The organism is Sphingobacterium arenae (assembly GCF_014692505.1).
Classification (GTDB): domain Bacteria; phylum Bacteroidota; class Bacteroidia; order Sphingobacteriales; family Sphingobacteriaceae; genus Sphingobacterium; species Sphingobacterium arenae.
The window spans coordinates 233,983-248,879 of sequence record NZ_JACNYK010000006.1 but is presented as its reverse complement, the minus strand read 5'-3'; the positions used below and the strand labels follow the sequence as shown (position 1 = coordinate 248,879).

Sequence of the window (14,897 nt, the reverse complement as noted above, 5' to 3'; positions counted from 1 at the left end):
TGGCATTTAATATAGAAAAGAAATGAATTATAGCATTTTTAAAGGTGACCAGATTGCGGCAATAGGATTGGGAACTTGGCAGTTGGGGAGTGCCGATTGGGGACAAATAGACGAAACCAATGCATTGGACATCCTAAACACGTATGTAGAAGCAGGTGGGAATTTTATCGATACAGCCGACGTTTATGGCATGGGAACCAGCGAACGCCTGATTGGAAAATTCCTAAAACAGACCGACAAGAAGGTTTATGTCGCAACGAAATTGGGTAGGCGGAACGATGCTCCAAACGGATGGCCGCAAAACTTTACGTATGACACTATACGACGGCATGTAGAGGATTCCTTGACACATCTTGGATTGGACCAACTGTATCTGGAGCAGCTACACTGTATTCCGACTGAAGTTCTTCGTAAAGGAGAAGTTTTTGACCATCTCCGCCGTATACAGGAAGAGGGTCTTATCCAGCATTTCGGTGTCAGTGTCGAGACGGTTGAAGAAGCGCTTATCTGTCTCGAGCATCAGGATGTCGCTGCTCTACAAATTATATTCAATCTGTTCCGCCAGCATCTAGCAGATGAATTTTTTGACAAAGCCATCGTGCAAGGGACAGCGCTTATCGCCCGGGTACCCTTGGCTAGCGGGCTCCTGAGTGGAAAATTTAACCGATCGACAATCTTTAACGATAACGATCACCGCCATTATAATGCCAACGGCGATGCTTTTAATGTAGGTGAAACTTTCAGTGGGATTGCGTTTGAAAAAGGCATCGAACTATTGGAGGAAATCAGGGGCATCCTTCCCGAAGGAAACTTGGCACAACAAAGTATCAAATGGATATTGCAGCATCCAGCAATCACAACCGTCATTCCCGGAGCAAGCAAAGTGGAGCAGGTACAGTCCAATATCGCAGCCGCAAAACAACCGGACCTCGATAACGATACCGTCCAAAAGCTTAAAAGACTCTATACCGAGCGCATTCGTCAAGAAATCCGGGGGAAGTATTAATATGCAATGCGTCGCTCTAAAGCGACATTATGTTAAAAAAAGCCACTTCTTGTGGCTTTTTTTTATTCCAGCAGTTGTTTCTAATATTCCTATTCACTAATCGCTGCTGCCGAGGTTGGTACCGAACGATCGACCTTTTTAACCAAACCTTGAAGGACGTTTCCGGGGCCAACTTCTACAAACGCTTCGATCCCATCCGCCAACATTTGTTGTACCGTTTGTGTCCAACGAACAGCTCCAGTTAATTGTGCGATTAAATTTGCTTTGATCTGTGCCGGATCGGTATAAGGTTTTGCATCCACATTTTGGACAATAGGACAAATAGGGGATTTGATTTCCGTTTCTTCAATCGCCTCCTGCAATTCCACCTTCGCGGGTTCCATCAAAGGAGAATGGAATGCCCCGCCGACGTTTAACTTTAAAGCTCGTTTAGCGCCAGCTTCCGTCAACAAAACGCAGGCTTTATCTACCCCCTCTATTGTGCCCGAAATAACCAATTGTCCGGGACAATTGTAATTTGCCGCCACTACCACGTCTTCTACTTGCGCACAAATTTTCTCTACCGTTTCATCCTCTAACCCTAAAATCGCCGCCATTGTCGACGGTTGTGCTTCGCATGCTTTCTGCATCGCGTTGGCGCGCTTTGCTACCAATTTGAGACCATCTTCAAAAGATAACGCGCCTGCTGCTACCAACGCGGAGAATTCGCCTAACGAATGTCCCGCGACCATCGCCGGCTGAAAACTATCACCCAAAGCTTTCGCCAAAATCACGGAGTGTAGAAAAATAGCTGGTTGTGTCACTTTGGTCTGTTTCAAATCCTCATCCGTTCCCGAAAACATAATATCGGTAATACGGAAACCTAAAATATCATTTGCTTGCTCGAAAAGAGATTTCGTCTCTTCATTTAAGTTATATAGATCCTGTCCCATTCCTACGAACTGAGCGCCTTGACCTGGGAAAATATAGGCTGTTTTCATCTATTTGTTTTTTCGTTATGGTTGATGGGAATTCATTATATCTTAGTTTCCCACTTTTGGTATTGCGTCAAAAATAAAAAATTCTTTTATCTATTCCGGAACAAATGCTAAGGACGTGAGTTTCTTATCATCAAAAATATCCTGTGCAGTAGACAATAGCTCGCTAGCAGATACCGCATCTATTTTTTCAAAAACTTCATTTAGCGTTATCACCCGATCATAGTCCATGACATTTTTTGCTTCTGCAATAATCATACTCATTCTATTTTCCTCCGCGAGCGCTATTTGCCCCTTAAACTTATGTTTTGCTTTTTGCAGTTGATTTTCAGAAACTCCCTTTGTTTTTATTTTATCGAGTTCCCGGAAAACGAGTTTTTTTGCTCTTTTGATTTTTTCTTCATCCGTACCAAGATAAATCGTAAACAATCCCGTATCTGTAAACAGTGTATAGTTTGATTCAATCGTATACGCAATTCCATACTTTTCTCGGACAGCGAGATTAAGAATTGAAGTCATCCCAAATCCCCCCAACATGTTATTAAGCAACAGTAGCCCCGTTTTACGATCGTCGCGGATACTATACGCCGGCGCACCCAACATATAATGTACCTGATTGATGGGCTTCTTTAATTCGATGTGTGCTGCTACATTCACTGCTGCCCCTTGACGAGGACGCACCTGCTTATTCTCTTTAACCGGTTCGAAGTAACGTCTTAACATCTTCTCTACCGTCTTTAGTTCATAATCTCCTGTGATCCCAATGACAATATCATTCGTTTGATAATTCTGATGTATAAATTGCTGAACATCTTCTTTCGTAAAAGCCAGCAGATCCTTTTCCCAACCAAGAATGTTGTGCCCCAATCCCGAGCGATTAAAAATTAAATCCTCGTAATCATCCATAATCGATTCTTCGGGATTATCCCGATAAGATGCCATTTCGTCTACGATAACCCCCTTCTCCTTTTCCATTTCATCTGATGGAAATGTAGAATGGAAGATAATATCTTCAAATAAATCCAATGCCTTATTCAGGTGAGGTTTAAGGATGGAGGCGTGCACACAAGTATATTCTTTGGTCGTGTATGCATTTAAATCGCCTCCTACAGCTTCCAAATAACTGAGAATCTGTTGTGTAGACCGTCGTTCCGTTTTCTTGAACAGCAAATGCTCAATAAAGTGGGCCACTCCGTACTTCCCGAGTTCTTCATCTCGAGAGCCGGCATTGACAACCAAGCAGGTATGCGTAATGGGAGAAATCTGACGGTGAAATACCGCGCGGATACCGTTGTCCAAGCGGATAATTTCATATTCCATATTTATCAAAGTCAAACCCCAAAAGTAGAAATAAAAAAGGACATTTACATCCTTGGTCGTCTCATCCCCCTTGATCCGCTTTCTTCTTGGAAAGGATTCATTCCCGAAAATTTCTGAAATCTAAAGGTAAAGGTCAACATAAAGTACCTTCCCAAACGATTGGTACGAGAATCTGTCAATATATCACCAACCGTTCTATTGATATTAATTTGCTGGTCTAACAAGTCAAAAGCCTGTAAGCGTATCGTCCCCCGTTGTCCCTTCAACATGCGCTGCTCTATATAGCTATTGATGATAAATGGATTTTCAGTGGCTCGGTAGCCTCTATTGAACGTCTTGGAAACGTCTGCACCAAAAATGGTTGTCGGCGTGATATTTACAGAACCGATCAGCGTTGGCGAAAACGACGAAACATTGCCTTGTGAATACTGCGGCAAGGATGATTTGGTAATGTTGTAAGAGTACCGCGCGCCAGGACTAATTTCCAGTTTCTCTGACGGCGTATACCGAAAGAACAGTCCCTGCATTAAGACCGTATTATTGGTCACATTTTTATCACCTTCTAATGCATCTGGATCCTCCGCGATATAGGCGATATTCTTATTATAATTCACACTCCCCATATACATGATGTTATAGGTCTTATCTTTCAACGATCGACCTAGGTGGTAAAACGAATTAACCGAATAAACAGGTTCCGATTCGTTCAAGTAACGTACTTCTTGGTATATACCATCGCCCTCGACCGGATAACGTTTATTAAAAGAAACAATTTTGTCATTGGTCAAATTAGCACTGACCGTCGCGAAGAATGTCTTGCCTTTCTGGAAGTCGCCACTGCGGAAACGAATCCGTCCGCTGTGTTGGAATTCCGGATCTAGATTCGGATTTCCGATCGTGGTACTCGTACGGTTTGTACTCACCTCGAAAGGCAATATCTGCGACACCCCTGGTTCGGAAGCACGCGCGGAATAATTGAAGGTGATATTGGATTGTCTTGAAAACCGATATTCAAAACGAGCGATCGGAATAACATTAAAGTTATTCCGGCTAATAACCGCAGATTCCGACGCACTGTATGCATTCCCGCTCAAAACGGTGGGTTGAACCGCAGCACCTATACTATACTTAATTTTATCCTTGTCATACGAATAGTTCGCCCCAACTCGATGCGAATTAAAGGCATAATCGTAATCATACGCGTAGTTTAATACCGCCGCATTGTCTATGGCGTTATCAATCGGGTTACCGTTTCTGTCGAATCCATTTTGTCGATCAAAATTATCATAGTTGTTAACATTGAAATCATATGTCAGCTCCATACGACTGTTTTCTCCAAGAGGCTCTGTATAAGAAACAGATGTTCCGGCATTCCAACTTTTATTTCGTGCTTCCCGGATGGTCTGTTCCCAAATCTTCCCAATTTCTTGATCCTGATTATTCGGATCATAGATAAGACGATCTAAAATCTGGTTATAATCATTTTCTGAAACGGCATTGTCGTAATTAAAGTTGATAAAGAAATTTCTTCCCTTTTCATTCAGCCTTCTGTTATACAATCCGCTGATTCCATAACGCGGCGCATTGCTACCATTTAATTGGGTCTGCACTTGTGTATAGTCCAGCACATTATCCAAATAAAACGTAGAATTATCCAGATTATCAGCATCATTCTTGTTAAAGCCAAATTGTGGTGTTAACTTCAAATAGTCTTTTTCCGAAATATTCCATTCGACGTTTGCTTCCAAACGATGGTTGGTGCGAATGCGATTATTATCTTGATCACTATCAACCCCCATATTTTGTCCGATATATTCGGTGAACGACTGCGTTTGTGTATTATTGTCGTCCCGACCAAACGAATACGACCCATAGACTTTAAGCTTATCACTAAAATCATGACGGACATTTAAACCAATGGACCCCACCTTGGTGATACCATCAGAACCACCAGCCATGCCGCCCCCGCGACCACCCCCTCCGCCCATACGCCGACGCGCACCGCCACCCATCGTATTAAAATCGAATAAGCTGGCGTTCATATTGTTTAAGTTCCCCAATACGGAAACCTGGGTTTTATCGGTAAGCCCCATCCACATCCCGGTGGTTTGGAAACGTTCTTCCGTTCCATAACCTACACGTACGGTCGCCATTTGGCCTTTATTATATTCCGGATCGATCTGAATATTTAAAACCTTTTCCGAGTCGCCCGTTCTATTTCCGGTCAAGTTTGCCATATCACCATAATCATCAACCACCTGCATCTTTTCAATGATATTTGCGGGTAGGTTCTGTGTGGCCGTTTTCACATCACCACCAAAAAAATCTTTTCCATTGATACGGACGCGTGTAATCTGTTCTCCCTGTGCTGTTACATTCCCATCTTTATCGACTTCCACACCTTGTAAGCGCTTTAAAGCATCCTCTGCCAGCGCCCCTTCCCTTAATTTTAAGTCCTTTGTAGCATATTCGATAGTGTCTCCTTTCACTTGTACGGTAATTACACCATCGACAATTACTTCCTCCAGCATATTTGCTATCCCCTGTAATTGAAAAGACGGAATTACCATTTTATCCTGTCCCGGCGAAAAGTTGAATTGCTGCTCAAAAGGTTCAAAACCCAAACTCGTGACTTTCACCGTAAACGTCTGTGATTTTACATTATTAAATGTAAATATGCCTGCCGGGGAAGCACTTGTGCCTAGTGTGTCCTTATCGCCTTCCAACTGCACAGACGCCCCGGCCACTACTCTTGATTCATTATCCCGCAACATGCCTTGCACCGTTCTACCTGTTTGTGCAATCGCATTGGAAGCGGATAACCAAACCGCCAAACCACAAACTATTTTCAAAAAACCTTTCATTTTTTTATCGTATGCTAATTTAATATTGTTTCTAAAAGCACGGCCAAGGTCAACTTATCCTTTGATTTGGGAGCCGGTCGTCCGCGATAGCCACCGTACATTCCCCCTGAGCGGCTCGAGACAACTTTCTTAGACGAGATTAAGGGTGTAAAACCATCATAAATACCAAGCTTGAACGTCGCAACAGGTGTCGTATAATCCAATAACGATTTCGGTACAACCGCTTCATAATAGAGCTTCCCGTCGTTGATACGCGCTTTTGCTTGCAGTCCATAAGCATTTTGCAAGGACAACAATCCATTTGGCACCGTTGGGAAGCCATACACAAAATATCCGCGCGATCGGTTGATCAAATCTGTTTTATAAGCCCCATCAGAATCGTGATCCTCACGCAACATAGCGCGTTTCACTTCGCTGTCGGGGTAAGGAAATAGAAATTGGATGTCGTCTCTGTTTCTATGATTGGATTGGACAGTCAGCAAAACACCATTTCTAACGGCTAGATGCTGTAGCATTTGATTTTCTACACGAATAGCGATGTAGAGATTGGAAGCGTCTTGTCCCAATCGGAAGAACCAAAAACCTTCTTCTGCAACGTTATTTAACGTATCCCACTCCACTAAATCTGCATCAATCGTTATATCCGTCACCGACTGGATGATCATCTTTTGCTTCTTTTGTGCAAAAGATTCACCCATTCCTACAATTACTATTATGCCGAGAAGAAATGCTTTCATTGTTAGTTGTTATTCTACTTCATTTAAATGCTCTATGTATAGACTCAGCGATCATATCAAAGTAAAAAAGCATTTCTTCTTTTTTATCGAATATCACACACATGTTACATACAGTCCGGTCATTTTCATCTATTTATTTCATTTTTATGGTCGATGGGAGCTCGTGTAAATAACCGAGCTTGCGAACTCATCGCAGATAATCATTTCTTTATGTGTTCATGCTTATTTACATCTCGGTTTTGTATTTTAGCAAAATGTTATTATCAACTTTTCAACGTGATGTAATGGAAGCAGGATGCGACGAAGCTGGAAGAGGCTGCCTAGCAGGACCCGTATTTGCCGCAGCCGTTATTTTTCCGCCGGACTACTGTAATGAACTGCTTAATGACTCCAAGCAGCTTTCGGAAAAGAAAAGAAAGACTTTACGTCCTATTATTGAGAAAGAGGCTTTAGATTTTGCCGTAGCGAGTGTATCTGCAGAAGAAATTGACCATATCAATATTTTAAACGCTTCCTATTTGGCCATGCACCGCGCATTGGATCTGCTGAAAACAAAAGCGGCTTATATTATTGTTGATGGTAACAGATTCAAGGCATATCAAGATATCCCCCATCAATGTATTGTAAAGGGCGATGGGAAATACCTTTCTCTAGCGGCTGCATCGATCTTAGCCAAGACCTACCGGGATGAATATATGCATTCGCTAGCAAATGAATTCCCTTATTATGATTGGCTGTCCAATAAAGGATATCCAACCATTAAGCACCGCAATGCCATCTTGCAACACGGTATCAGCCCACACCATAGAAAATCATTTCGGGTTACTGACCCCCAGCTGAAGATGTTTTGATGATATGAAACAAGTAGAGACGCCGTTTAGCGTCTCTATTAATTTTATTTCTTTGCCAACTTAGTCTGTCCAAGCCGTATATAATCTGCCATTACGGATAAACTTTCGTCTAAGATAAAATCAAAATCTGTTTTGGGTTGCGGTTCTCCCTCTTTCCATAATGGTAAACCGCGCAGTTCTAAGCCCTTGTTTATTCGCGCTCTGTTTTTCGCTCGGGTCTTCTCCCGCTCTTCTTTTAATTTATTTTGGTTCAAGCTGATCTCTTGAATAGAATCCAGTTCCTGAAATTCCTCAATATCTTCCAATAGATAAGCATACTCAGGAGATTTTTCCATTCGCAATTCGTGAACTTCTTTTAATTGGTTCTTTAAACTTGTCAAATCTGCCACTGCTGTAAAGTTCGAAGACTTAATCTGATCCCAAGGCAAGGCCGAAGGTTCAGAACTTTCGCCAAACTTTTCTGCTGCATATTGGGTAGGGAAAGTAATATCGGGCACCACTCCTTTATGTTGCGTACTGCTTCCTGTTACACGATAAAATTTCCCCATCGTAATATTGATTTGACCAAATTCTGGAGCACCTGTTGGCGTATCGGGATCTTTGTCTAGACCTTTAGCCTTTAATAACAATTTATTCGTTGCACTAATAAAACGTGACATATCAATAGCCGATTGTACAGTCCCTTTTCCATATGACTGGGTTCCCAGCACCACCCCTCTTCCGTAATCCTGAATCGCCCCGGCAAAAATCTCGGAGGCTGATGCTGAGAAACGATTGATTAGCACACCAAACGGACCATCCCAAGCAACACCTGCATCTTTATCGCTTTCTATATCTACCCGATTACGCACGTCGCGCACCTGGACAACCGGTCCCTTGTCAATAAACAATCCGGTCAATTCAATAGCTTCCTGTAAGGAACCGCCACCATTATTTCTTAAGTCTAACACAACCGCATCCACATTTTCTTGACGAAGGGTATCCAAAATCAGTCGAACATCTCTCGTCGTACTCTTGTAATTTGGATCGCCCCGCCGGTACGCCTCAAACTCAATATAGAATTTTGGTAATTTGATAAGCCCTACTTTATACGTTTTTCCATCGTCGCCTTTCACCTGCTTTATCTCTTTCTGTGCAGATTCTTCTTCAATAACAATCTTATCCCTACTTAATGCCACCACTTTCGGCTGTGCTGTAAGCTCTTGCCCAGCCGGAATAACTTTCAATCGCACAACCGTATTTTTCGGTCCCTTTATTTTTGCAACTGCGGCATCTAAACGCCATCCGATAATATCCTCAAATTCGCCTTCTCCTTGCGCTACACCGATAATTCTATCGTCCACATTTAAGCTTTTGTCTTTAAAGGCCGGACCTCCCGCAATGATCTCCTTGATCGTGACCATTTCGTTTTCCATTGATAAACGTGCGCCGATACCTTCAAAAGTATTGGACATGCTTTCGTTAAATGCTTGTGCAAACGAAGGGTTATAGTAAGTCGTATGTGGATCAACGGCATCTGTCAGTGCGGTCATGACCAGCTGAAACGCATCATTGGAATTAGTCTGTTTTGCTTGGCTAACTAAGTTTTTGTACCGCTTGCGCAATGTTTCTTTGTGTTTTTCCATATCCACAGAATCTTTATCTGTACTTGTCAACCGCAAATTCAGTAAATCGTATTTCACACGTTTACGCCACTGGTCTTTCAGTTCCGTTTCGTCCTTGAAATAAGGAAGCTTCTCTCTGTATGCCACGTATTTCTCATCGATTTCAAAATCATGTGGCGCATCGACTTGAGATAACGCATATTCCATCGCTTCCAAATAACGTTGTGAATAGATATTGAAAATATAGAACGGCGCAGATAGATCACCTTTCCTAAAGTCTTGACTAATGGCATTTTCAAATTGCTTGAAATCATCAATATCGGATTGAAGGAGGTAATTCCGTCCTTGATCCATCGATTTTAGCAAGTTCGTAAAAACGATGCGTGACAGCGAATCCGTCATCGGTACCTTTTTATAGCTATAGTTCTCCAACAGGTTGGCCACCTCGGCGGCAATAACTTCGTGTTGTGCCGATGGTTTTAATTGTAATGCTTCTTCCTCCAAACTCACCCGGGGTTTTGATCCACACGCTATAAATGAAATTAAAGCCAGACCAAATACAATATTCTTAAACATATAAGCTATTTTTTTTAAATACATTTGCAATAATCCTTTTCAGTATCCAAAACTTGCAATAAAATTTTGTTTGCCATAAAAATACTGAAAACAAAGCACAAAATAACAAGGACGTTAAAATTAACGGCCGTAAGTTACTAAGTTAACATTTATCTCATTTGTAAATAACTGCATAAATAGAGACTTATTGTGTAAATATTTTGTGGTGTAACTTTTTTATGTTCTTTTTCCCGTGAAAAAGAACCAAAAACCTCCTCGCTTCGAATGTTTTACATTAAGTATCGTGCTAAGCATAAGATACTGCCGTTGTAAAACATTCGGATGCAACTTTGGTGGTTAAAGGTGGGATAGTGCAACGGTGCGTCATTCCGCCCGCGGCACAGGCATACGTCCAACAAAGAGGAATGTAATGGACGGAAAGCAAAAAATCATCATTTGTGAATGTGCCAATTAGGCTATAACTTTGTAAAACAGGAAAGAACGCGTATGACACTCCATCAAAAGAGTATTTTTTATATTATATCAGGGCTGTTCGCTTTCGGACTAAGCGTACCCCATATTCAAGCGCAGGAGGCCGACGTCGCGTTGGATCCAGCAGGCTATGTGAATAAGTATGATGCGGATTTTGACGGAGTAGGTCCTCGCGTATATGTACTTCCTGCTCCCCGAACCCGCGAAGAGCTCCTGACGGATTCCTATAAAGAAAAGACAGCTTTTCAGGACAGCATCGCCAGAGCCCTCGACCTTCAACAATTGATTGCGGAGTTTAAAACTACGCGTGCCGAGCGGCATGTACAATACCTGCTTTCGCCCATACCCAATACAACGTCGGCGTGGAACGAACTAGTAGAACGAGAAGTTGAACGAGGTAATTATAACACGGCTTATGGTTTGCTACATACTTACGCGTCATCATCCTTAAAAGAGGGGGCGATCTCCCAAGCTCTTGGCCTGTTGCAAACCGCCCTTCAACACGCACAGAAAACTTCAAACGCATCCGATATAGCCGTTATTCAGTATAATTTAGCCAACATCTATTTATACGATAAAAATATTCAACAGGCGGGTTATTTTCAGGAAGCTTATTACAACATGGCTGTTCAACAGAGAAGTATTATCGATCAGGCGAATTCTCTTCTGAAAATAGCGCTTATCCAGGCCTACGACAAAGACTACCGGTCTGCTGAGAACAACATCATCCGCAAGGCTATCCCCCTACTGAACCGCGCAAAAGCATACGAACAAAAGATTATTGCCTGGCAAACGTTGGCACGGATTTACCAATTGCAAAATAAGCATACGGAAGCGCAATGGTTTTTAATCCAAGCACGCGATCTGGCAAATAGTAAAAACTTCAACGAGGAACTTGCCGAAATTGAATATATGCTCGCGTTCTCTAAATTTGTCCAGAAGAATTATAATGTTGCCAAAAAGGAGTTTCTCCAAGCCGATGAGCTCGCTAAATCGGAAGAAAACAAACTACTTCAACTTGCCATTATAGACAAGTTGGGACAGATATACATGACACAGAGCGACTTTAATAATGCCGAAGCAGCCTTACTTTACTATCAAGATTTGCGGACCGAACTTTTTAACAAAGGGCAGTAGCTTATTGTCTCTTTGGCAATAAAGCATTTCAATCTACATAATCGTTCACCTTAGGGCGAAGAAAATATAATTGGATCAGCAGTGCGATCACGACAATTCCTGCGAGTGTGGCAAAGTCTTTCCCTAGATGCCCTGCATCCGAAGATCGTCCTAGAAAATCCGTGATATATGCTCCGGAGAAAACACCAACCATATTCATCAACCCATAGGCTGTTGCTCTATATTTCGAAGACACAAACTGGCATAAGATGGGCATATTATTCGCATCAAACATACCGAACCCTAATCCAAAGCAAAGGGCTGCAGTGACAACATGAAAGAGCGAATGACCAAAACCTAACAGCAATAACGATGGAATCGTTAAAGCTATACCGATAGCACTCGTATAAATTCTACCCTTTATATTGCGTTGTACCCATGTATCGGATAGAATCCCTCCACAAATAACCCCTATAAAGGACGAAACAGCAATTGTAATCGTCGACAATGGTCCCGCACTAGACATAGGAATATCTAGATTTTGTGCAAAAAGTGTCGGAAGCCAGTTTTTTGTTGCCCACCCAGGTAAGCTTGGCACGGCAAAATAAAAAAGTATAACCCAAAAGGAAATATTGGTAAACAATATAGCCAATGCTTTAAAGGCAAACGGACGTTGTTTCTCCAATTTTTCTTGCGCAGTCTTTATACTATTAACAGAAGATTTAGCTTCTCGTAAGAAAAATATCAAGATAATAGCATACACTATTCCTATAAGCCCAAAGGCACGAAATGCGGTATGCCATGTAAACGCTTCTGCTACCGTCGCACCAAAACCTCCAAGCGCCTGCCCCATATATAGTCCCGTCATATGAATACCTACAGCTAGGGATCTCGTTTTTTCCTGATGAAAATCAGCTATGAGAGAAAGTCCGGCAGGAATATACAGTGCCTCGCTTACCCCCATGACAGCTCTTAACCAATAAAGCTGTTGAAAAGTATTCGCATACCCCATGGCAAAAGTTACACCAGACCAAACAAATAAACTCCCAACAATTAGCCATTTTCGATTGAATTTATCCGCTATACCTCCCGCGACAGGACTCATAAAACCATATATCCACAAGAAAACAGCCATTAAATGGCCAAAGTTTGTAGCCGATTGTAATTCAACAATGTCAGCTTCCATACTGGGTCGCATTGTAGCCAACATCTGTCTATCCATGTAATTGAGCAATGCAACAATCCACAAAAGGCCTACAACGACCCAAGGGTAATATTTTGAATTTTTCATCAGCGTATTTGTTTAATCGGCAATATGCCACCATTAGCGAATCGCCATGTACATTTTTCGCAAACGCACTTATTCAGAGGTTTTAATGGCTTCCGCGACAACAACTTTTGTTGTTCTCACCGAGGGGCTTATCTCACCACCTGGAATTATAGCTTTGTTATTCCATATCACTAATGGTGTAGTTACCGCTGCATCACTGGGTTGAGCGCCAACCTCGGTCCAATTATTATGTTTTGTATTGTACGACAAAACAGTTTTTGAAAACCCCGGATGTTTCTCCTTTTTCAGATTTATTCCAATCTGTGAACCGTTATCCCCACCAAAAACAACCAAGTTGTCGTTACCTACAGCAAAAGCCGGACTAGGCGCCGCAACGATCGCATGTGGCAAATCGGTAATTCTTTCCCAGCCCCGCCCGACTTTGTACTTATAGGCATCTTTTAGATACTCACGATCACCATTCTTTAGGTGAGTGCCGCTAAATAGATAGATTGCGCCATCCTGTACGCCTGCAATAGCAAGCATCCGCGAAGGTCCTGGCCAAGAGTCCAGCATTTTCCATGTTGTCGCAGATTTATTGAGGTCTAAAGACCAAAAATTGTTCTCCGTTTCCTTCGATGTAGGATCCAGCGTACCACCCAATACATACACCACATTATTCAGGATCACGCCTGTCGAATTGGCTACAGGCTTAGGTAAGTCAGGGAGATGTTTAAAGGTAACATTCTTCCCATCATATTGAAGCAATCGTACCTCAGCTATATGCTTTTCATGCGTGCTCCCACCGATTAAAATCAACCCTTTATCACATGTAATCGAGACACCGTACCCTACGGCAGTCGGTAAATTTCCGATAACCTTCCATTCGCCGTCCGGGCTATCCAACGCAAAAATTTGATCATGCCATACTTTTTTGGAACCTGTCCAGGGAGCACCTCCATCAGGAAAGTTTGCTCCTCCTGCAACAATCAACGTATTATTCCATACTCCTGCAAAAGAACCCGCAAAACCGATATCATCGGGCACATTTGCCAATGTGTCCCATTTAAAGGAAATATTTATCTGCGCATAAACTGATGTAACTGTCATATAGAAGATTATACTTATAAAATAAAAGAAGAATTTCATTGCACTAATAATTTAGCGCAGAAGCTGTCTCTCTGCATTGATCTACCTGTTTAAAAAAATCTTTTGCTTCCAAATCTTCCTTTAGTCTTTTTCTTTCTTCCGATGTTAGACCAATCAATGGTAAACGACACGAACCTAGTTCAAAACCGCCCATATCTACGATAGCGCGCTGCGCTGGAATGGGTGAAAATTTACCCAGAGACTGAACCATTTTGATAGAAACCATTTGTAATCTGCGGGCTTCTTCCATATTTCCCTTTTCAAAATTTTCAATAACCTTGTTATATAATGGTGCGGCAAATGTATATGTACTTCCCACCGCTCCTTTCGCCCCTACAGCCAATGCTCCTAAAAGCATTTCATCTAAACCATACAATACATCATATTTACCATCTTTATAGTTCACGCAAGCCTCATATTCATGCAATGTAGACGCCGTATATTTCAGTCCCGCAAAGTTAGGGATCATTTCTTCCGCCAGCTTTATGAGTTCCAGCATATCCATGGATATGCCTGTCAAATGGGGGATATTGTAGTAATAAAAAGGTGTATTCGGGGCGGCAGAAGCAATTTCGGCTAAGCTTGTCACCAAAGCCTTCACTGACGCCGGTTTAAAGTAAAAAGCTGAGACCGAAGAGAAAGCATCTGCCCCCACCTGTTCTGCATGTGCAGCTAATTTACGCGCTTCTTTTATCGAGCTATGCCCAACGTGGACGATCACTTTAATCCGCTTATTAGCCGCTTTCACATAGGTTTCAACGATTGCCTGTCTTTCCTCGACGGTCAGATTAGGCCCCTCCCCGTTTGTGCCACAGACAAACACGCCAGAGACGCCATCTTCAATTAATTTATCCACTATCTGCGGAATAATCGCTACATTAACTTCACCATTTTCGTGATAGGCCGCAAAAGTAGCCGCCACCAATCCTGTAATTTTTCCCATTATCATTCTCTTC

11 protein-coding genes are annotated in these 14,897 nt (G+C 42.2%); 3 read left to right on the top strand and 8 right to left on the bottom strand.

Annotated elements, in window-relative coordinates:
• Positions 1–22: 22 nt before the first annotated feature.
• The gene (locus H8B17_RS17950) at positions 23–1,006 is read left to right on the top strand and encodes an aldo/keto reductase (RefSeq protein WP_190310613.1); all 984 of its coding nucleotides are present in this window, start codon (positions 23–25) and stop codon (positions 1,004–1,006) included.
• Between the two features lie 89 nt (positions 1,007–1,095).
• Here the strand turns inward: H8B17_RS17950 and fabD are convergent, their stop codons facing one another.
• From fabD to H8B17_RS17930, 4 genes are all read right to left on the bottom strand, one after another.
• Positions 1,096–1,986 carry an ACP S-malonyltransferase gene (fabD, locus tag H8B17_RS17945; protein WP_190310612.1) on the bottom strand — a complete coding sequence of 297 codons (891 nt, stop codon included), beginning with the start codon at positions 1,984–1,986 and terminating at the stop codon, positions 1,096–1,098.
• 90 nt (positions 1,987–2,076) lie between these two features.
• Entirely contained in the window at positions 2,077–3,303 is a 1,227-nt protein-coding gene (locus tag H8B17_RS17940; protein WP_190310611.1) for a M16 family metallopeptidase, read from the bottom strand.
• 44 nt (positions 3,304–3,347) lie between these two features.
• Entirely contained in the window at positions 3,348–6,167 is a 2,820-nt protein-coding gene (locus tag H8B17_RS17935; RefSeq protein WP_190310610.1) for an outer membrane beta-barrel protein, read from the bottom strand.
• 14 nt (positions 6,168–6,181) lie between these two features.
• Positions 6,182–6,904, bottom strand: a complete 723-nt coding sequence (locus H8B17_RS17930) for a hypothetical protein (RefSeq protein WP_190310609.1) — start codon at positions 6,902–6,904, stop codon at positions 6,182–6,184.
• Positions 6,905–7,158: 254 nt separating this feature from the next.
• Between H8B17_RS17930 and H8B17_RS17925 the strand changes: the two genes are divergently transcribed.
• Positions 7,159–7,755 (top strand): ribonuclease HII, encoded by a 597-nt coding sequence (locus H8B17_RS17925; protein WP_190310608.1) that lies wholly within the window; start codon positions 7,159–7,161, stop codon positions 7,753–7,755.
• A 44-nt stretch (positions 7,756–7,799) separates the two neighbouring features.
• On the opposite strand, the gene H8B17_RS17920 is transcribed toward H8B17_RS17925, so the two are convergent.
• Positions 7,800–9,935, bottom strand: coding sequence for a carboxy terminal-processing peptidase (locus tag H8B17_RS17920; protein WP_190310607.1), 2,136 nt, complete (start codon positions 9,933–9,935; stop codon positions 7,800–7,802).
• Positions 9,936–10,421: 486 nt separating this feature from the next.
• Between H8B17_RS17920 and H8B17_RS17915 the strand changes: the two genes are divergently transcribed.
• Complete coding sequence (locus tag H8B17_RS17915) at positions 10,422–11,543, top strand: tetratricopeptide repeat protein (RefSeq protein WP_190310606.1); 1,122 nt, start codon at positions 10,422–10,424, stop codon at positions 11,541–11,543.
• Between the two features lie 28 nt (positions 11,544–11,571).
• Here the strand turns inward: H8B17_RS17915 and H8B17_RS17910 are convergent, their stop codons facing one another.
• The 3 genes from H8B17_RS17910 to H8B17_RS17900 all read right to left on the bottom strand — a co-directional run bounded on the left by H8B17_RS17910 (position 11,572) and on the right by H8B17_RS17900 (position 14,884).
• Entirely contained in the window at positions 11,572–12,813 is a 1,242-nt protein-coding gene (locus H8B17_RS17910) for an MFS transporter (protein WP_190310605.1), read from the bottom strand.
• A gap of 69 nt (positions 12,814–12,882) precedes the next feature.
• The gene (locus tag H8B17_RS17905; RefSeq protein WP_190310604.1) at positions 12,883–13,902 is read right to left on the bottom strand and encodes a kelch repeat-containing protein; all 1,020 of its coding nucleotides are present in this window, start codon (positions 13,900–13,902) and stop codon (positions 12,883–12,885) included.
• Positions 13,903–13,945: 43 nt separating this feature from the next.
• Positions 13,946–14,884: a dihydrodipicolinate synthase family protein gene (locus H8B17_RS17900; protein ID WP_190310642.1), complete on the bottom strand. Its 939-nt coding sequence runs from the start codon at positions 14,882–14,884 to the stop codon at positions 13,946–13,948.
• Between the last annotated feature and the right edge of the window lie 13 nt (positions 14,885–14,897).